This is a genomic window from Methylobacterium sp. CCH7-A2 (genome assembly GCF_001557075.1).
Taxonomy (GTDB): domain Bacteria; phylum Pseudomonadota; class Alphaproteobacteria; order Rhizobiales; family Beijerinckiaceae; genus Allobosea; species Allobosea massiliensis.
This window is the reverse complement of the sequence record NZ_LSKN01000062.1, coordinates 37,961-56,109: the sequence shown is the minus strand read 5'-3', so window position 1 is coordinate 56,109 and position 18,149 is coordinate 37,961. Positions and strand designations below refer to the sequence as shown.

17 protein-coding genes and 3 pseudogenes are annotated in these 18,149 nt (G+C 59.7%); 4 read left to right on the top strand and 16 right to left on the bottom strand.

The features are described 5' to 3' along the window. The 6 genes and pseudogenes from AX750_RS04465 to ggt all read right to left on the bottom strand — a co-directional run. Nucleotides 1-458 (bottom strand): annotated as a pseudogene (locus tag AX750_RS04465) (branched-chain amino acid ABC transporter permease); the annotation flags it as partial. Between the two features lie 57 nt (nt 459-515). Continuing rightward, nucleotides 516-1,403 (bottom strand): branched-chain amino acid ABC transporter permease, encoded by an 888-nt coding sequence (locus AX750_RS04460; protein WP_066725769.1) that lies wholly within the window; start codon nt 1,401-1,403, stop codon nt 516-518. A gap of 5 nt (nt 1,404-1,408) precedes the next feature. Next, a complete protein-coding gene (locus AX750_RS04455; RefSeq protein ID WP_066725767.1) occupies nt 1,409-2,152 on the bottom strand; it encodes an ABC transporter ATP-binding protein in 744 nt (247 codons plus the stop codon). Beyond that, on the bottom strand, nt 2,142-2,963 hold the full coding sequence (locus AX750_RS04450; RefSeq protein WP_066725764.1) for an ABC transporter ATP-binding protein: 822 nt from the start codon (nt 2,961-2,963) through the stop codon (nt 2,142-2,144). Before AX750_RS04450 ends, AX750_RS04455 begins: the two co-directional genes overlap by 11 nt. A gap of 110 nt (nt 2,964-3,073) precedes the next feature. After that, entirely contained in the window at nt 3,074-4,285 is a 1,212-nt protein-coding gene (locus AX750_RS04445) for an ABC transporter substrate-binding protein (RefSeq protein WP_066725761.1), read from the bottom strand. 32 nt (nt 4,286-4,317) lie between these two features. Continuing rightward, nucleotides 4,318-5,931 (bottom strand): gamma-glutamyltransferase, encoded by a 1,614-nt coding sequence (gene ggt / locus AX750_RS04440; RefSeq protein ID WP_066725755.1) that lies wholly within the window; start codon nt 5,929-5,931, stop codon nt 4,318-4,320. A gap of 66 nt (nt 5,932-5,997) precedes the next feature. Between ggt and AX750_RS04435 the strand changes: the two genes are divergently transcribed. After that, on the top strand, nt 5,998-7,026 hold the full coding sequence (locus AX750_RS04435) for a LysR family transcriptional regulator (RefSeq protein ID WP_245282304.1): 1,029 nt from the start codon (nt 5,998-6,000) through the stop codon (nt 7,024-7,026). Nucleotides 7,027-7,106: 80 nt separating this feature from the next. Here the strand turns inward: AX750_RS04435 and AX750_RS04430 are convergent, their stop codons facing one another. The 4 genes from AX750_RS04430 to AX750_RS25355 form a co-directional block, all read right to left on the bottom strand. Next, entirely contained in the window at nt 7,107-7,679 is a 573-nt protein-coding gene (locus AX750_RS04430) for a TetR/AcrR family transcriptional regulator (protein ID WP_066725753.1), read from the bottom strand. A gap of 38 nt (nt 7,680-7,717) precedes the next feature. Continuing rightward, nucleotides 7,718-8,212, bottom strand: coding sequence for an NUDIX hydrolase (locus tag AX750_RS26395; RefSeq protein ID WP_082735133.1), 495 nt, complete (start codon nt 8,210-8,212; stop codon nt 7,718-7,720). 195 nt (nt 8,213-8,407) lie between these two features. Continuing rightward, nucleotides 8,408-8,941, bottom strand: a complete 534-nt coding sequence (locus AX750_RS25360) for a PTS sugar transporter subunit IIA (RefSeq protein ID WP_082735134.1) — start codon at nt 8,939-8,941, stop codon at nt 8,408-8,410. A 106-nt stretch (nt 8,942-9,047) separates the two neighbouring features. Next, nucleotides 9,048-9,458, bottom strand: coding sequence for a GreA/GreB family elongation factor (locus tag AX750_RS25355; RefSeq protein WP_082735135.1), 411 nt, complete (start codon nt 9,456-9,458; stop codon nt 9,048-9,050). A gap of 254 nt (nt 9,459-9,712) precedes the next feature. Here AX750_RS25355 and AX750_RS04425 point away from each other — a divergent pair, with 254 nt between their 5' ends. After that, a complete protein-coding gene (locus tag AX750_RS04425) occupies nt 9,713-10,177 on the top strand; it encodes a hypothetical protein (protein WP_197426720.1) in 465 nt (154 codons plus the stop codon). A gap of 347 nt (nt 10,178-10,524) precedes the next feature. Here AX750_RS04425 and AX750_RS04420 read toward each other — a convergent pair. The 3 genes and pseudogenes from AX750_RS04420 to AX750_RS25350 form a co-directional block, all read right to left on the bottom strand. Continuing rightward, a pseudogene (locus AX750_RS04420) lies at nt 10,525-12,018 on the bottom strand (IS66 family transposase). A gap of 95 nt (nt 12,019-12,113) precedes the next feature. Then, on the bottom strand, nt 12,114-12,332 hold the full coding sequence (gene tnpB / locus AX750_RS04415) for an IS66 family insertion sequence element accessory protein TnpB (protein WP_066725750.1): 219 nt from the start codon (nt 12,330-12,332) through the stop codon (nt 12,114-12,116). Further along, a complete protein-coding gene (locus AX750_RS25350) occupies nt 12,329-12,724 on the bottom strand; it encodes a transposase (protein ID WP_068075387.1) in 396 nt (131 codons plus the stop codon). Before AX750_RS25350 ends, tnpB begins: the two co-directional genes overlap by 4 nt. Before the next feature lie 110 nt (nt 12,725-12,834). On the opposite strand from AX750_RS25350, the pseudogene AX750_RS04410 reads away from it, so the two are divergent. Further along, nucleotides 12,835-13,268 (top strand): annotated as a pseudogene (locus AX750_RS04410) (transposase); the annotation flags it as partial. A gap of 428 nt (nt 13,269-13,696) precedes the next feature. Here AX750_RS04410 and AX750_RS04405 read toward each other — a convergent pair. Beyond that, entirely contained in the window at nt 13,697-15,046 is a 1,350-nt protein-coding gene (locus AX750_RS04405; RefSeq protein ID WP_197426719.1) for an MFS transporter, read from the bottom strand. A gap of 56 nt (nt 15,047-15,102) precedes the next feature. Then, nucleotides 15,103-15,954: a carbon-nitrogen hydrolase family protein gene (locus AX750_RS04400; RefSeq protein ID WP_066725747.1), complete on the bottom strand. Its 852-nt coding sequence runs from the start codon at nt 15,952-15,954 to the stop codon at nt 15,103-15,105. A 116-nt stretch (nt 15,955-16,070) separates the two neighbouring features. Between AX750_RS04400 and AX750_RS04395 the strand changes: the two genes are divergently transcribed. Beyond that, nucleotides 16,071-16,994, top strand: coding sequence for a LysR family transcriptional regulator (locus AX750_RS04395; protein ID WP_066725744.1), 924 nt, complete (start codon nt 16,071-16,073; stop codon nt 16,992-16,994). On the opposite strand, the gene AX750_RS04390 is transcribed toward AX750_RS04395, so the two are convergent. Further along, nucleotides 16,966-17,922, bottom strand: a complete 957-nt coding sequence (locus tag AX750_RS04390) for an IS630 family transposase (protein ID WP_082734949.1) — start codon at nt 17,920-17,922, stop codon at nt 16,966-16,968. The two genes, AX750_RS04395 and AX750_RS04390, sit on opposite strands and share 29 nt — an antisense overlap. Nucleotides 17,923-18,149 lie beyond the last annotated feature (227 nt).

Sequence of the window (18,149 nt, the reverse complement as noted above, 5' to 3'; positions counted from 1 at the left end):
CCGTCCTCGCCGCCGGTGAAGCGCGGCGTCTGCAGCGAGAAGAAGAACACCATCTGGGCCAGCGCCAGGGTGATCATCGCGAAATAGATGCCCTGCCGGCGGATGGCGAGCGAGCCGAAGACGAGGCCGAGCAACGCGGCGACGCAGGTGCCGGCCAGGATCGCGAATTCCGGGTTGAAGCCCCAATGCTTGGCCGCATAGGCGCAGACATAGCTCGCCATGCCGAAATAAGCGGCGTGACCGAAGGAGAGCAGGCCGCCATAGCCGAGCAGGAGGTTGAAGGCGAGCGCGAACAGCGCAAAGCACAGCACCTTCATGACGAAGACGGGGTAGGCCACGAAGGGTGCGATCACCAGCGCGATCGCGATACCGATCATGACGTTGCGGTGCAGGCTCGCCGTGCTGCGCTCGGCAGCGGCGTGCGCCACGGAGCCATCGGCGGGGAGGACTTCAGCCATGAGCGGCTCCTTCGAAGCGAAGCGGCAGCGAGGCCGTGATGACGAGAGGCGCGTGCATCAGGTGGCGCGCCCGAACAGGCCGGCCGGCTTCACCAGCAGCACCAGCACCATGATGATGAAGATGACGGTGGCGGAGGCCTCCGGGTAGAACACCTTGGTCAGGCCCTCGACCAGCCCGAGGCTGAAGCCGGTGACGATGGCGCCCATGATCGAGCCCATGCCGCCGATCACCACGACCGCGAAGACGACGATGATCAGGTCGGCGCCCATGTTGGGGTTGACCGAGTAGATCGGTGCGGCGAGCACGCCGGCGAAGGCGGCGAGCGCCACGCCGAAGCCATAGGTCAGCGTCACCAGCAGCGGCACGTTGATGCCGAAGGCCTGGGTCAGCGTCGCGTTCTCGGTGGCGGCACGCAGATAGGCGCCGAGCCTGGTCTTCTCGATCATGAACCAGGTCGCGAGGCAGACCGCGAGCGAGGCGACGACCACCCAGGCGCGATAGGTCGGCAGGAACATGAAGCCGAGATTGTAGCCGCCGCGCAGCGTGTGGGGAATCTGGTAGGGCAGGCCGGACGCACCGTACTGGTTGCGGAACAGGCCCTGGATGATCAGGGCGAGGCCGAAGGTCAGCAGGAGCCCGTAGAGATGGTCGAGATGGGCGATCCGCGACAGGAATAATCGCTCGATGATCACCCCGGTGAAGCCGACGATCACCGGCGCCAGCAAGAGGGCCGCCCAATAGTTCACGCCGAGATAGTTCAGGCACATCCAGGCGACGAAGGCGCCCATCATGTACTGCGCACCATGGGTGAAATTGATGATGTTGAGGAGGCCGAAGATCACCGCCAGCCCGAGGCTGAGGATGGCGTAGAACGAGCCATTGATCAGGCCCAGCAGAAGCTGGCCGAACAGGGCTTGCGGCGGAATGCCGAAGATTTCAGTCATGCCGGTCAAACCCCGAGATAGCCGTGCAGCTTGTCGATGTCGGCGTCGAGCTGCTCATTGGGGATCATGTCGATCACCTTGCCCTGCTCGACGATATAGTGCCGGTCGGCGACGGTCTGGGCGAAGCGGAAGTTCTGCTCGACCAGGACAATGGTGAAGCCCTTCTGCTTGAGCATCCGGATGGTCGCGCCGATCTGGTCGATGATGACAGGCGCGAGGCCCTCGGTCGGCTCGTCGAGCAAAAGGAGGTTGGCGCCGGTGCGCAGGATGCGGCCGATCGCCAGCATCTGCTGCTCGCCGCCGGAGAGCTTGGTGCCCTGGCTCTTCAGCCGCTCCTTGATGTTGGGGAAGAGTTCGAAGATCTGCGCGACCGAAAGCCCGCCCGGCTTCACCTGCGGCGGCAGCATCAGGTTCTCCTCGACCGAGAGCGTCGAGTAGATGCCGCGCTCCTCCGGGACATAGCCGAGGCCGAGCCTTGCGATGGTGCGCGAGGGCAGCGAGATCGTCTCCTGGCCGCCGAAGCTGACCGAGCCCTTGCGCTTGCCGATCACGCCCATGATCGACTTCAGTGTCGTGGTCTTGCCGGCGCCGTTGCGCCCGAGCAGCGTCACCACCTCGCCCTCGCCGACCTCGAGATCGATGCCGTGCAGGACATGGCTTTCGCCATACCAGGCCTCGAGGCCGCGCACGCGCAGCAGGGGCCTTGTTCCGGCCTGCGCCTTGCGCTCCAGCACAGCTTCAATGGCCATGGCCGACTCCCGATCCGATATAGGCCTCGATCACGCGCGGATCCTTCGAGACGGTGGCGTAGTCGCCTTCGGCAAGGACCTGGCCGCGGGCGAGCACGGTGATGCGGTCCGACAGCGACGCCACGACCGAGAGGTTGTGCTCGACCATCAGGATGGTGCGGTTCTTCGAGACCTTGCGGATCAGCGTCGCGATCCGGTCGATGTCCTCGCGGCCCATGCCGGCCATCGGCTCGTCGAGCAGCAACATCTCCGGATCGAGCGCTAGCGTTGTCGCGATCTCCAGCGCACGCTTGCGGCCATAGGAGAGCTCGACGGCGGTCAGCGACACAAACGGGGTGAGCCCAACGGCGTCGACGAGAGCCTTTGCCTCGTCGTCGAGCTTCTTGAGCACGCGCTCGGAGCGCCAGAAGTCGAAGGAGTCGCCGCGCTTGCGCTGCAGCGCGATGCGGACATTGTTCATCACGCTGAGCTGCGGGAACACCGCCGAGATCTGGAACGAGCGCACCAGGCCGAGCCGTGCGATCTCTGCCGGCTTCTGCCGCGTGATGTCGCGCCCGTTATAGACGATCGACCCGCGCGTCGGCGCGAGAAACTTGGTCAGGAGATTGAAGCAGGTCGTCTTCCCGGCGCCGTTCGGCCCGATCAGCGCGTGGATCGTGCCGCGTCTGACGCTGAGATCGACCCCATTGACTGCTGTGAAGCCGGCGAATTCTTTCGTCAACCCACGTGTATGAAGGATAGTATCGTAAGAGCAACCATCATGTGCAGAAGCGTGTCGCCGCAATTTTTGCTCCTGTTGCACCGCGTTCATTTTCAGATTTTCTGATCAATTCAGTTGAATTGCAGCATCATGACGTCTGCCGCATCAGGTTGATAAGAAGACTCGCGGGAAATTTGCCCTCTCGAGTCTTCTTGAGAACACTATTTCTTCAACAAGGGGCACTCGCTTTCGGCTAACGGACGGTAGGATTCTTCACCCGAGATTTCTGCCAATGTCTGGTAAAAATCGCCCCTGTATTTGGAATCCTTTTGCGCTTTCACGCGCATAAGATACGTCTTATGCATAACTCTTCCGTCTTCCCGGATTTCAACGTCTTTATTATAGAAATCATTTACAGGCATTTCACGCATTTTAGCAGCGACTGTCTTTCCTTCATCAGTGCCTGAAGCCGAAACAGCTTTGAGATAATGAAGCACTGAGGCATAAGTTCCTGCGGTAATTAGGTTTGGGATAAAGCCACCAGAGCGTTCCATGAAGCGCTTTGCCCACTTTCTAGTATCCTCATCCTTGTCCCAATAGAACGACGTGGTGAGAGTAATCCCCTCCGCGTTGTCCAGCCCAAGGCTCTCGATATCGTTGATGTAGACGACCAAGCTCGCCAAATTTTGTCCCGACTGTACGACACCAAACTCGCGAGCCTGCTTGACTACGTTCAGCAGGTCCATTCCTGACGTGGCAAGCCCGACCACCTTAGCCTTAGATGCTTGGGCCTGCAGAAGAAATGAAGAGTAGTCAGCGGACCCGAAGGGGAAGCGGACGGCGCCGGCGACTTTTCCTCCATTTGCGTTGACGAAACGGCTCGCCTCCGCCTGAAGCGAATGGCCAAATGCATAGTCGCTGGTAATGAAGTACCAGGAATCGCCCCCTTGTCGTGTCAGCTGACTCGCTGTCCCTTTCGCAAAAGAATAGGTATCGTAGCTCCACTGAGAGGTCGTAGCGGAGCAAGATTTGCCTGTAAGCTCGGTCGTGCCGGCCCCCGAGACAAGCAAGACCTTGTTTCGCGAACGCGCGATTTCCTGCGTCGCGAGCGCGACGGCGGAGCCAGCAACGTCAGTGATCGTGTCGACACCGTCAACATCGAACCACTTACGAGCCAAGGACGCAGCGATGTCAGCCTTGTTTTGATGGTCAGCCGTTATCAACGTAATCGGCTTACCTAAGACTGTACCGCCGAAATCATCTATCGCCATCTGAGCGGCGGTTACCGAGTGCTTTCCAACCAGATGGGCGAAACCGCCAGAATGATCCGTTAGAACTCCGATCTTGACTCCATCGCCGGAAATCTGCCCAACCGCTGGAGGGCATGTGGCCAAGAGAGCTGCTATGGACAGCCCTGCAACGCTCGATTTCATATCAACCTCCCTTGAGTTTATCTTGTCGCGCCTCAGACGGCGATGGCGATGCCGTCGTGGCCAGGGTCGGCCCCGCCGTCCAGTCGCTCGCCCTCAATGCGAATGCCGTGAACTGCCGCAAAGCCGAAAGTGTACGGGCTCCGAATGACTTCGTAACCTTCAGCTTCCAATTGTCGCGTAGTGCGGTAAGTAATACGATTGGAAACATCGATCACGTTGCCGGTGGCGGAGAACCGTGGTGCGCTCACCGCCTCCGTCATGGTCATACCGAAATCAAGCACATTCAGAGTTGCCTGCAGGACGCCCATCGCAATCTGAGTGGCGCCTGGCGCTCCAATGACCAGTCGAGGGCGTCCATCGCGGAAGATGATCGAGGGGCAAACTGATGTGAATCGCGACTTGCCGGGTTCGATGCTGCCGGTGCGTCCTGGTCGCGGATCAAAAACACCCATGCAGCCATTGTAGAGAAAGCCGAGACCGTCAGTGATGACGCCTGATGGCATTCCTAGAGAATGGGTCATTGTGACACAGTTCCCGTCTCGATCGACGACGGAGACGTGCGTTGTGTCTTTCGACTCGAAGCCGGAGTTCAGACGCGGCACGTGGGCGACAACACCAGCGGTAATTTCGCTCGCCATCGATTTCGCGTACTCCTTCGAGCTGAGATGCCCAATGGGAACGTCTACGAATGCGGGATCTCCAATGAGGCGATCCTTATCGATGGTGGCTCTTTTCATAGCCTCGCCAACGACGCGCAGATAAGCAGCGCTGTTGTGTCCGAGAGCTTCGAGATCGAAATTTTCGAGCATGTTGAGCATTTGGACCAACATAAGCCCCCCTCCCGGCGGGCCGTTGGTCGTGACCTCGTAGTCACGGTATGTGGCTCGCAGAGGTGAATTCCATCGAGGACGATAGGACGCAAGATCGTTGAGGCTGATCAAGCCACCCTGCTCTTCCATATCGCGAACGATACGCCTTGCCAGCTCGCCTTCGTAGAATACGTCCGCTCCGCGATCGGCGATCATTTCAAGAGTCGCGGCATAATCGGGATTCCGAACGAGGTCTCCGACGCGCTTTGGCGTTCCGTCTTCGCGGCAATATAGAGCGCGCCCCGTTGACGAGAATGAAAGCCTCGCACTTACCGACGCCCGCCCCATTGTGCCGGGGTCAGACCAGAAGAGTTCAACGTGAGGACGAACACTCCAACCGCGCTGTGCCCACTCGATAGCGGGAGCGACCACGGTCTTCCAGGGCAGGATTCCTAGCCGCGAATGAGCTTCGAAATACCCCCTCAGCGAAGCCGGGACGCAAATCGCCTGGTAACCGAGCTCATTGACTCTGTCTTTAAGAATAAATCCGTAGCCATCACGGGCTTCGCCCTCGATACGGTCCTGCCACATGCTGGCATGAGCTTGAGCAGGCGCAGGTGCATGAAAATCGAGATACTGGTGAAATCCGCTTGCCGGAAAGTATATACCGGCGCTGCCAAAGCCCGCGATACCAGTCATCAGCGGATCGACTACCCCTTGAACTAGGGCGCAGCCGATCGCCGCGTCTACTGCATTCCCGCCAGCTTCCAAAAGGATGGCGCCAGCCTCCGCAGCCTCTACCTGCGCTGCGACGATCATGGCCTTGGGTACTGGCATGGAGTGCCTCGCTTATTAAGTTGGCTCCGCAGGGAACGAACTCACCCCGCGCCGCATCACAGCGTCTTGCGCTGGATCCTGTTGCGTTTTGGCACGCTGCATTCATGCCCGTCCAATACCAATTATGTCGATATTGATGCCAGTGCGGTATCAGGTATAATCCTCTCCATGATCCATCCGTCGCTTCAAACCAAGATTCGCTACTTTCTTGCCGTGGCTGACGCGATGAGTTTTCGGAAGGCCGCTGCGCGGCTCGGCATCGCCCAGCCGGCGTTAAGTAGAAGCGTGCGCCAACTCGAAGACCATCTCGGCTTCGTATTACTCGAACGGTCTACACGGCACATGGCGCTCACCCCGGCCGGGCAGGTTCTGTTCCGAGAGGCTGCAGACGCGATGAATCGACTTGATCGAGCTTGTGCACGCGCTGCACAGGCCGCGCAGGGCCTCAGCGGTACGGTGATGGTTGGTTATTCCACATTCGCAGCGAATGGCCCGATGTCGGACATCATTATCGCGTTCCGGCGGCGCTATCCGAGCGCCCGCGTCGGCCTGCGCCTTCTCGCCTCACCCGAGCAAGCAACCGCAATCGAAGATGGAACCTTAGATCTAGGGTTCATGATGTCGAATGTCCCAACAAATTCGGCTCTGAGGATGCCGATTTCCCGGGAGCGCTTAATTGCCCTTGTTCCGTCCGACCACGCGTTCGCGACTTCAAAATCGATCCCGCTTCGACGGCTGACCTCTGTTCCAATCGTAATAGGGACGGAGGTACGATGGCGTGGCTTTAGGTTGCTCGTCGACAACATGATGCGGTCTGCGGGCTTGAGTTTAACCATTGTCGAGGAGGCTGATGACCTCCCAGTTCTACTCCAGTTCGTCCGCTCTGGATTTGGATGCTCGATCCTCGATGCATCGTTCGTCGCAACCCTTCCGCCGGGAATTAGAGCATTAGAGATCGAAGATACAACGGAGACGTTGGATATTGTCCTGGCTTGTCAGCAAAGCCATGCCTCCCCACTTGTTTCTCACTTTCTTACCGAGGCGCGGAGCCATGTCCAACTGCTTGCAGCCGGTGTGCAGATCGCTGCAGATTAGCGAGCTTTATGAAAGAGATCCCAGCAGGTACGCCCCCCCTATCGGAGGCGACACTTGCCACGAAAGTGGGGTACATATGTCTATGAGCTTTCGGTTGTCATCTTTTCTAGTTGCTGAATTACTTCTGCCTTTAGCTCGGAATTCATTTCAACCGACCCGAGAAGTTCGGTGATCCAGATTCCTTCCGCCGCCAGCCGGCAAATCATGAGCCTCGCAGCTTCGGCCACGGGGAGCGGATCCGGCTGGTTCATTCTCTGCAACTGCCGCGCCCACCGCTCTCTGATTTTCGGCTCCGCCACCATCGCGGCCAACAAGGCACGCCAAATGCTCTGGTACCGCGTCTCGCTCGCCTCAGTGGCGGTTACCTTCAGATAGGCGCGAGCCTGCCTACCATAGCCCTGGGGATCGTTCGCAATCACTTTGTTCAGAGCATTGGCTGTTGCTTCGGACACTTCATCGAACACAGCGTCCAGCAGCTTTAGCTTGCTGGGGAAATGGTACTGCAAAGCGCCCTTGCTCACTCCAGCATGCTGCGAAACCGAGTCCATTGTAACAGCCTGGACGCCTTGCTCGATGGCGATATCCGCCGCAGATTGTAAGAGCTGCGAACGCACAAGCTCGGGCTGTTTTTTTCGGCGGTGAGCCACAGACATTCCATTCCATTCCATTTCTACGGATTGTTTATTCTCACTTATAGCCCATGAGGTCCGCCCTCCCCACTCCATTCGACCGCAACCTTCGACAGCAGCCGCGCCAGGCTCGGCTCTGAAACTGCGTCGGTTGCTTCAGCAAGGCTGAACCACCTGCGGCGGCGCTGTTTGCTCTCGGACCAGTCGACCAGTGTAGCTTTCACACGGAGTGGATAGACGGTGACGCGGCAGGGGACCGCCTGCTCGTCAGCTAGCACTTTTGTGTAACTGTAGCTGCCGCAGGGCTTTGAACTGACCGCCCCAAACACGCCCGCCTCCTCTAGAGCTTCCCTGGCAGCGGTCCGATGCGGACAATACCCAGCTATGGGCCATCCCTTTGGGACGATCCAGAGCTTCCGCTCACGGGAGGTGACAAGCAAGATTCGCAGCCCCTTGGTCGGGCTCCTGCGCCAAGCGAGAGCGCCGTACTGTTCGACCACGGGCTGCGGCTCCGAGGCGTCATGCAATTGTCCGCTGGCAACGAAGGCTCTACGCATTGGAATACCCTTGAATATCTGCCTCCAGATCTTGACTGGCCCTGTTCGACGCATTCTGGCGGCCTTGCTGTGCTCTTAGTGATGACGAGACGGGGCTGATTGGCTGGACGCGTGCCCGGCACCAAATGCAGCGTATGGCTGTTATGGGCAGTCGTGCTTGGCACGAAAGGCAAACGACGCTCGGTACCCGCGATTTCATGCGGCCCTCCCGAAGTCTCCGGAAGGAGGCGAAAATATCTCCTCGCTGATCAGCGCCGCATAAACCTGCGCACCCGTCGACGCTCCTCGTACGGCCGCGCAAAAGGGAAGGGATCGCAATAGCCGTGCGGCATTGGAAAGGAGGCGCAGTGAGAAACTGCCGCTTTCTTTGGGGGTCAGTATCATGAGCACAATATCCACTGGCAGATTGTCTAGTGCGTTGTAATCGATGGGACGCGACAGCTGGGCCAAGCGCATGTATGGGCGCGTCAGACCGCCCTGCTCACCGCAAGAGATGTCCGCTTTTGCTAAGCCCCCGCCCGAGTGCGGCATTGCGATTCCCCCTACTCCGGTCGACCCCAAAGCTTCTCTTCTCAAAAGACCAGTAAGTATGACGTCTTTATCAATTTTTATATCAGTAGAAGCCTTGCTAGAAAGATAGTCTAGCAACATAAGCTTGCTGGAACTATCAACCTGGATGTCTATATTTCTTGGAGAAAGATAGTCCGAAATTCGAGCGTTCCGTTTCATTTCAGCGTCTCAGAGGTAAAAGCGGCGGCGTTGCCGCTTGAGATAACATCAATCCATCTATATGGATTTTAATTCAGCAAGTGGCGCGTCCGTTGGGACGCTGTCGTCAGGGGGCTTCAAGGTCGACAGCGCCCTCGCGTCGAGCAACTTCGACGACAGCCAGCCATCGCATTCGGCCATCATTGCCCTGGACCTCAACCCTGTCCCCTGTCGTAAGGCCCAGCAAGGCGGCACCGACCGGCGTCAATACGGATACCGCTCCAATGGAGATGTCCGCCTGCTCGGGATAAACAAGCGTCACTTTTCTCCTCGGCCCGCCTTCGGAGTCATAGACAAGCGTCGATCCAATCTGGACCGTACAGTCAGATTGATCCGCAAGCTTTGCACGGCCTAGCTTCAGTAGAAGCGCGTCTGCGAGCTCTGGTCTGATGGACAGCCATCGGGTGGTGAGCTGCGTCAATCGCTCATGATCCCGCCGATGCAGAATTATTCTGGATGTCGCCTTGCGCGTACTCATGGATCGACTCCGAACGGACGCCTTAGCGTCGCGAAGGCGGACAAGTCAAAAGAATGCTGGAATGTACAGTTCGCCCGCGACTCGGGGCGCCGAGCCGAGAGCTATGCTGACTGCGTGCTTCGTAAGAAGCACTTGTGCTCAAGAGGGTTCATGAGCTAACAATCCATCCATATTGTTTTTTTGTCAAGCAGGGCCAGCCTTTCCCTGAGAGCGAAGCTCGAACTGGCTGGGTGAGTATCGTGGATCCATATCAGTTGGCTGCCTTCATTAATGACGTTGTCACCGCCTGCGCTCTGCCCGCTGCGATCCTGTCGTTCTGGGTTCAACGTAACAATGAACGTGAGAACAAGGAGCGTGTGATCTACGAAAGCCTATCATCAAGCTACGACGAGTTCCTAAGGCTGGTCCTGCAGAATCCGGATTTGAAGCTATGGACAAAGGAAGCATCGAGGGAATTGTCCGACGAGCAGGAGGAGCGCCTTATCGTGCTCTTCCGCTTGTTGGCGTCGTTGTTCGAGCGCGCCTACCTGCTGACTTACTCCGAACAGATGACGATGGCGCAGGCTCGTCGATGGGGATCCTGGGACAACCACATGCGTCAATGGTGCCGGCGCGAAGACTTCCGCATTCGGCTGCCGCGTTTGCTGCGTGGCGACGATCCCAACTTCGTCGCTCATCTCGAACGTCTAGCGGACGAGGTGCTCAGGGACGGAAGCTAAATCATGACGGCAATCTCGCCGAGAGCCAAATCGCTATGGGCACCTGCATGGGATATCCGTCGTGACCTATTTGGCGCTTGTAGGCCTCATCCCGAAGGACGGCGCGTTTGTCCGCAGCGCCCCGGGGCAGGGAAACCTGCCGCCTTACAGGTTCGAACTGAGCACCTAATCCCTGGCGTTGGTCAGATCGGTCTTAGAGCGGTTTCTGCCTTATCGGGTTCGCGGCGGGATATCCAAATCGCGGCATGTCAGATTCTTTCGCTTTCGGAGCGAGGGAGTTGGATCATGTCGCGCGCCTACAGTCCGGATCCGGGGGATCATCGGTACCCCTCCGCCGAGGGCCACGGTCAGGCCGCTTTGAGATGAGCGTCGCGCTCTGGCCGCCAGTTCCATGGCAGAAGTTCTTGGAGGCGGTTCTGCGGGGCGTCGGCGATGCGCATGAGGACGTCGGCGAGCCAGGCCTGCGGGTCGATGTCGTTGAGTTTAGCGGTGCCGATGAGGCTGTAGATGACGGCGGCCCGCTCGGCGCCGCGGTCCGATCCGGCGAAGAGCCAGGCTTTGCGGCCGAGGCCAGCCCTCTCAGGCTTCGTTCCGCGGCATTGTTCGTGAGGCAGATTCGGCCATCGCCGAGGAAGCGGGCGAAGCCATCCCATCGCCGGAGCATGTAGTCCATGGCCTGAGCGACGGGCGCATGCCGCGAGAGCTTTGCACGATGCTCGCGCATCCATGCTTCGAGATCGGCAACGAGTAGAGCGCTGCGCTCCCGGCGAACAGCCAGGCGCTGCTCTGCCGCGATGCCGTTGATCTCGCGCTCAATGTCGAAAAGCGCGTCGATGCGGGTGACCGCCTCGAAGGCGATCGGCGAGATCGGCGCGGCGTTGCGCCCGCGCCGGCGACTCGTAGCGATATCGGCAAGTTCGAAGAACTTGCGGCGAGCGTGAGCCCAGGACAAGGCCTCGACGATCGGCCCGGGCTGACGGTCGGGCGCTAGGAGCCGGTTGTAACCGGCATAGGCATCGGCCTGTAGGATGCCTGTGAAGCTACGCAGGTGCTCATCGGGGTGATCGCCCGAGCGGTCTCGCGAAGCCCGGAACAGCACCGGCGTGTCGTCGCCATGGAGCCGTTCTGCCGCCATGACGTGGCGCTCGATCAGGGCATGGACTGGCTGCAAGGCCGCGGCGCAGGCGCCCACATGGTCGGCCAGCGTCGACAGCGGCAGATCGATGCCTTCGCGCGCATAGCGCTCGCTCTGCCGGTTCAGCGGCTGGTGCTGGCCATACTTCTCGAACAGCACCATCGCCAGCAGGTTCGGTCCGGCATGACCACGTGGGATGACGTGGAATGGCGCCGGCGGCTGGGTGATCGCCTCACACTCGCGGCAGGAGAAGCGCTCCCGCACCGTCTGGATCACCTTCCACTGGCGGGGGGACAACCTCCAGCGTCTCGGTGACGTCCTCGCCGAGCTTGACCAGCTTCAACGAGCCGCAGCGCGCGCAGCTCTCCGGCGCGGCGACGACGATGCGCTTGCGCGGCAGGTGATCCGGGAACGGCCGGCGCGCAGGGCGCTTGCGCTGGAAAGCGGCAACGTTGGTTGCCCGCGCCGCAGCCTCCGCGGCCAGTTCGTCCTCGGTGGCGTCGGCCTCCAGATCCTCGAGCTGCATCTCCATCTGATCGAGGAGCCGGGCCTTGCGCTCCGAGTGCGTGCCGTAGAGCTCGCGCCTGAGCTTCTCGATCTCCAGCTTCAGCCGCCCGATGAGTGCGTCCGTGCTGCTGCTTGCAGCCCGTTCCCGGGCGGCGGCTGCTTCGGCCTCCAGACGTGCTGCGCGCTCCGCCAGGATCATCGCATGGGCCGCGGCGAGGTCGCTCGGAAGGGCATCGGAGGCGTTCGTCACAGGGCGATGGAATCACATCCATCGCCAACCGCAAGCGCAAATCCTCATACTGTTGCAGTCGGCCGCCAGGTTCTTTGCGGCATCCGCCAGTCGATGCCTTCAAGCAGGTCGCCGCGCCGGCCGCGGAAGACGAAGAGGTGGCCGCCATGCGGATCGCGACGCAGCACCTCCTGGACCTGGAGCGCCAGGCCGGCAAAGCCCTTGCGCATATCCGTATGGCCCGTCGCCAACCACACCCGAACCCCACTCGGGACCGGGTTCATCGCCGAGGCCTCGACAGCCCGCCGGCAATCGCGATGACGCGGTCTGTCGGTGTGTCGCCGGGCAGTCGGACTGTCACGCCCCCGTCGATCGCGATCTCGATCCGATCGTCCTCTGGCACGGCTGCCAAAGCTGGACAGCCATCCGGACGATCGATATCCGGCACTGGTGCCGGAAGCGCCGCCGGCGGATCAGGAATGATCGATACGGCCGCAAACCCCGGCGGCGCTTGCCGTCCAAGCAGCCGGTCTCGCCAGCGATAGATCTGTTGAGCCTGGATGCCATGGCGCTTCGCTGTCGCGATGACGTTACCGCTGGTTGCGGCCTCCTCGACGACGGCACGCTTCTCGTCCCAGTTCCAATGCCTACGCCGTACATAGGTCTCGTCGCCCACGGCCGTTCTCCAGCACCACTGCTGGCATAGAGGCCAATCAGCGTGACGGCAGGCTGGACAGCAACTTTAGATCAAACAAGGCGGCCAACGCCGGAGGGATACGATCATCGAGGGGCGATCGGCTGCGCTCGGGCGTGCCCCACGGCCATTGGAAAACGACCACCGCCGGCCTAACCGGTATCGCCGCGCCCTTCGTGCTCGACGGCTCGATCGACCGCAACGCCTTCGGGACCTACGTCGCCAAGCTGCTGGTTCCGCAACTGGCGGCGGGCGACGTCGTCGTCATGGACAAACTCTCCAGCACAAGGGCCCGAGGGTCCGCGAGATGATCGAGGCGGTTGGCGCGACACTGCTCTACCTGCCGTCCTACAGTCCCGACTTCAACCCGATCGAGATGGCCTTCTCCAAGCTGAAAGCTCTCCTGCGAAAAGCCGCAGAGCGATCCATCCAAGCCCTGTGGGACGCCATCGGGCGCCTCATCGATCTCGTCAGCCCAAGTGAAGCCGCAAACTTGTTCGCCGCAGCAGGGTATGAGCCGGACTAAACCGAAAACGCTCGAACATTCAACCCGCACCTCTCGGCGGGGCGCATCACCTCACCGCGCAGTTTCTCGGGATCACGGGCGCCCTCTTCTGAAAAGTCCGGAATGGCGAGAGAAAGTTGGTGCTGACACCGCGCTCGCCAAGCGGCTCGGCCACGGCGCATAGAGCACCGGTGGCCTGTCTGCTCACAAGCGCGAGCGAGAGCGGTATCGTCTATATCGGCGCAGCCGACAATCGACTAAGGCAGTATGCGGAACCAAGCCCCCGCAAACCAAAGCTTGATCCCCGACGTGCTTTAGGCTGCACCTCCCCCCTGCGCGATGACTAGGTCGCAGAGGGGCGGACTCGATCTTGTGCACTGAGCAATTACCAACGTGCTCCAAGCTGCGCCAGTCTGCGAACAGCAGGACTGAACGACGAGAGCTTGCCATCAAGGAGTCTGGATCTCATCCTCAGGGTGAACAAGCGATCTTTGGTAGGTTTCCGGCAAATAGAGAGCAACGATAAGGACTGCGACCGAAACCGCAGCCATATAGAAGGCGGGTGCGAGTTTGTTACCGGTCTGCAGTACGAGAAAGGCGCTCAAAAGCGGCGCGGTGCCGCCGAAGACCGTATAGGCGACGTTGTAACTGACCCCTGCGCCGCTCAGCCGAATGCGCGTCGGGAACAATTCCAGGAAAGCAATACCGACCGGTCCGAAGAATACACCGAGAGCACACGCGAGCAGAGCCTGCCCCAAAATGGCGTTAGCGAGGCTCCCCTCCCCCGCTAACATATAAGCGGGGATGCAGATGAGCGCGCTAATTGCCGCGCCAAGCAAAATTGTCGTCCTGCGGCCAATTTTATCAGACAGGTGCCCACCCAACAACATCGCAAAAAATGCGATTAGTAATGCCACACTGTTCGAGATTAGGGCATCGTTCCTGTTGAGCCCAACGGTCACCGTAAGATATGTTACAAAATACCCCGTCAAAGTATAAAATCCAAGACTAGAAAGTGCAGCAAGAGCAAAAGAGAAACCCATCGCCTTTTTGTAATCTCTGAATGCCATCCTCAACGGCATAGCCTCGACACCTTTGGTAGCACGCATTTTCCTGAAGGCAGGAGACTCTTCTGTTCGACGGCGGATATATAAACCAACGAGCGCGAGGGGCGCACCCAGAAGGAAGGGAATGCGCCAGCCCCAGCTCTTATAATCCTCGGGCGTCAGTACGTTGGTGATGAACAGGACGAGCAGCGCGGCTACGATCGGTGGCAGGTTTGCGAATGCATAAGTAAAGGCAACCAGGAAGCCACGCCTATTCGGCGGCGCATGCTCCGCGACGAACGAATTTGAACCAGTCGCCTCGCCCGCCGCCGATAGCCCTTGGACAAGGCGGCATATGACCAGCAATATAGGCGCGAGAATGCCGATTTGTTCGTAAGTCGGCAGTAGGCCAATCGCGACCGTTGCACCGCCCATCAACAAAATGATGACGGAGAGTGTGTTACGTCGCCCAATACTGTCGCCGAGGTAACCGAACACGACGCCCCCGAGCGGACGCATCAAGAACCCCACCCCGTATACCGCAAGAGCCGAAAGGAGCGCGGCAGTCGGATCGGCAGACGGGAAGAAAAGTCCCGCGATCACCGTTGCGCTATATGCGTAGATGACGAAATCGTACCACTCGACAAACTGCCCGAGGGCAGCTGATGACACGACACGCTTCAGTTCGACGCTATCGCGGCTGTCGATGCTCGCATGGTCTGGTCTAGTCTGTGTATTGCCGTTGTAGGTCACGGTGCCTCCCCGCCTAATTTTTTCGCTAGTCTACCGGTTTTGATGGCTCGTGCGAGCTATCGGCCCAGCGCCGTATAAAGCTCCGGCCTTCGCTGGCTATTGAGATCCCACCAAGAACGGACGAGCTTCACTGCGCTAAGATCGACAACGCTCGTCAGAACCATTTCGCAATCCGACGCTTGTGCGATGATGACCCCCCAGGGATCGACGATCATGGATCGGCCAACGAAGTTAATCGAGCTGTCCTTCAACTTACCGACCATGCCAGATGAGACCATGAAGAGTTGGTTGTCTGCCGCGCGACTGCGGTTCAAGAACTCCCAGTGGTCGAGGCGCGCGGGAAACGCCGACGGGAGGACCACGATCTCCGCTCCCTCCAACGCATGATTGCGGAATATTTCCGGAAACCTGATATCCGAGCAGATGGCGATCCCGATGCGACCGAAATCCGCCTCGACCACACGCAGGCTGTGACCCGGCTTCACCTTGTCGGACTCGCGATAGGCCGGGAGATCGGGCCGTGTTCCCGGGTCGAAAAGGTGACTTTTCCGATAGGCAGCCAGAATGGACCCGTCACGGCCGATCACTGGTGCCGTATTGTAAATGCTTCCTGCCGCCTCCTCGTAAAGGGAGCCGACGATGTACATTCCGTACCTTTGCGCCACTGCGCGCAGGCGGTCTGTCGTCGGGCCAGGAATTGCCTCGGCCAACTCCGACGAATTTCCCAACGCAAGCGCTGTTCCAGTAAAGACCTCTGGCAGAACGCACAGATCCGAGCCTCGCTGCCCGGCAATACTCAGAAGTCTTTCGACCTTCGCGACGTTTGCTTCCTTGTCGTCATCCTGTGGATTGAACTGGATGACCGACACAGTGATCGATCGATCCTTATCCTGCGTTGCAGCAGTCATTTGATCTCCGTCCGCCAACAGCTTGGTTTGCCGTGTTTACGGAACTCAACAAGGATTGTCCAATATCAATTCTAGGCCTAATGATGTCCTATAGCTATCAATCGCGATAACGGTTCATGCCTCTCCTCCCGCTCGCAAAGATCCAAGTCTTCCTCGCTTTGGCGGAAACGCTGAACTTTCGGCGGGCTGCCGAGCGCCTTGGGCTGGCGCAGCCCTCCCTAAGTCGGAGCATAGCGCAGCTTGAGGATCAGCTCGGCTTTAAGCTTCTTGAACGTTCCACCCGGCGGGTAAGCCTCACCGACGCGGGAGAAGCGCTCTATCGAGAGGGCGAGACCGCGATGTCCGGCCTCACGAGGGCATGTGAGAATGCGAAGCGAGTTGCCAACGGCGCAGCCGGCAAGATGACCGTCGGTTACACCACGTTCGCGGCGAACGGCTCTATGTCGGACATCATCATCGAATTTCGCAATCGCTATCCGGATGTAACGGTCAACCTTCGCCTCATGGCGTCTCCGGAGCAGTGGGAAGGGTTCGCCAATCGGTCCCTTGATTTTGGCTTCATTCTTTCGAATGCATGCAACCCACCACTTGAAACAATCGCTATCTCCAGTGAGAGGATGATCATTGTTGCGCCGTTGCAGCATCCCTGGTCGGGGAGGAAGTCCATATCGCTGCGGGAGGTAGCCCAGACTAGAGTCGTCGCAGGCACAGCTCAACGTTGGAAGGGCTTCCGCCCACTCTTGGATTCGCTGTTTGCGCGCCAGAGCCTGACGCTCCACGTCAGTGAGGAGGCGGATGACCTCCCGGTTCTTCTTCAACTTGTGCGCTCGGGGTTTGGCTGCACAATTCTCGACGCTTCCTTTATTGCGACGCTGCCATCGGGGGTTCAGACCTTCGAAATCGAGGATGCCGATATGAGCGTCGATGTCAGTCTTGCTTGGCGCGCGGACGATCTATCGCCCGCCGCCCGACGCTTTCTGGAAGTCGCCCGTGAGCTAGAGCAGTTCCGGCTTAATCCGGGTCATAGCCGGCTGCCTTGAGGTAGTTGGCGCACTCGTTTGGAGAGAAGAGTTCGACGATAGCGCCGACGGCGTCCCAAAGAGCGCCGATGCTGCGCTCGGGCCTGGCCCGGAGGATGGCCTTCAGCTTGGCGAATGCGTTCTCGAACGGATCAAAGTCGGGGCTATAGGGCGGCAGGGACGCGAGGGTGGCGCCGACCCGTTCGATCGCCTCGCGCATGCCCGCGGGCTTGTAAGCCGGCGGGTTGTCCATGACGAGGATGTCGCCGGGCTTGAGCGTGGGAAGTCGCACCTGTTCCATATAGGCGAGGAAGACTACGCCGTTCATGGCGCCATCGTAGACGAAGGGCGCGGTCATGCCCGAGCGGCGCAAGCCTCCGACGAATGTCGTCGTCTTCCAGTGCCCATGTGGCACACCGGCCCGGCAGCGTTCGCCGCGTGGAGCCCGACCGCGCAAGTGGGCCATCTTGGTCGACAGGCCGGTCTCGTCGATGAATACGAGGCGCTCCGGATCGAGGTCGGGCTGGGCCTCGAACCAATCCTGCCGCCGCTTCAGGACATCGAGGCGATCCTGCTCCTGCGCATGGGCGGTCCTTTTTTTGAATCTCCAGCCATGCGTCCGAAGCCAGGAACTCAGCGCGCTATGACCGATGATGACCGCCCGCTCGGCAACCAAGCGAGCCATTATCTCGTTTAGTGCGATGTCCTTGCGCTCCTCGATCAGCCTCACGAGCAAGGCCTCATGCACATCGAGGCGTGAAACCCGCCGACGGCCCTGAAGTGGCGCGGTTGTCTCGCCGGTCCGTGCCCGCGCATTCCACCGGATTGCTGTCGAGATCCCGACCCCGAACCGCGCCGCCGTCTGACGCGCGGACAAACCGGCCGCCGAGGCCTTCAAAACGCGTCCGCGAAGATCGTCGCTCAATGCTCGTGCCGTCGCCCACGTCATCAGCGGTCACGTTGAATCAGGCGGCGAGACCCGCGTCACATCACAATCGATTCAACCCATGCCGGAAGCGCTCTAGAGTGCGGATTATGTCGCTACATATCACCTCATCAACCTGATGAGACGTTACTCATCGGGCGAGTGGAGATAGTCAACGGGCCGCTGCCAGCAGATTTTAGGCTGCAAGGCAAAAGTGTCCCAATTGCGCGGCAGTGAGATTTTGCTCGAAA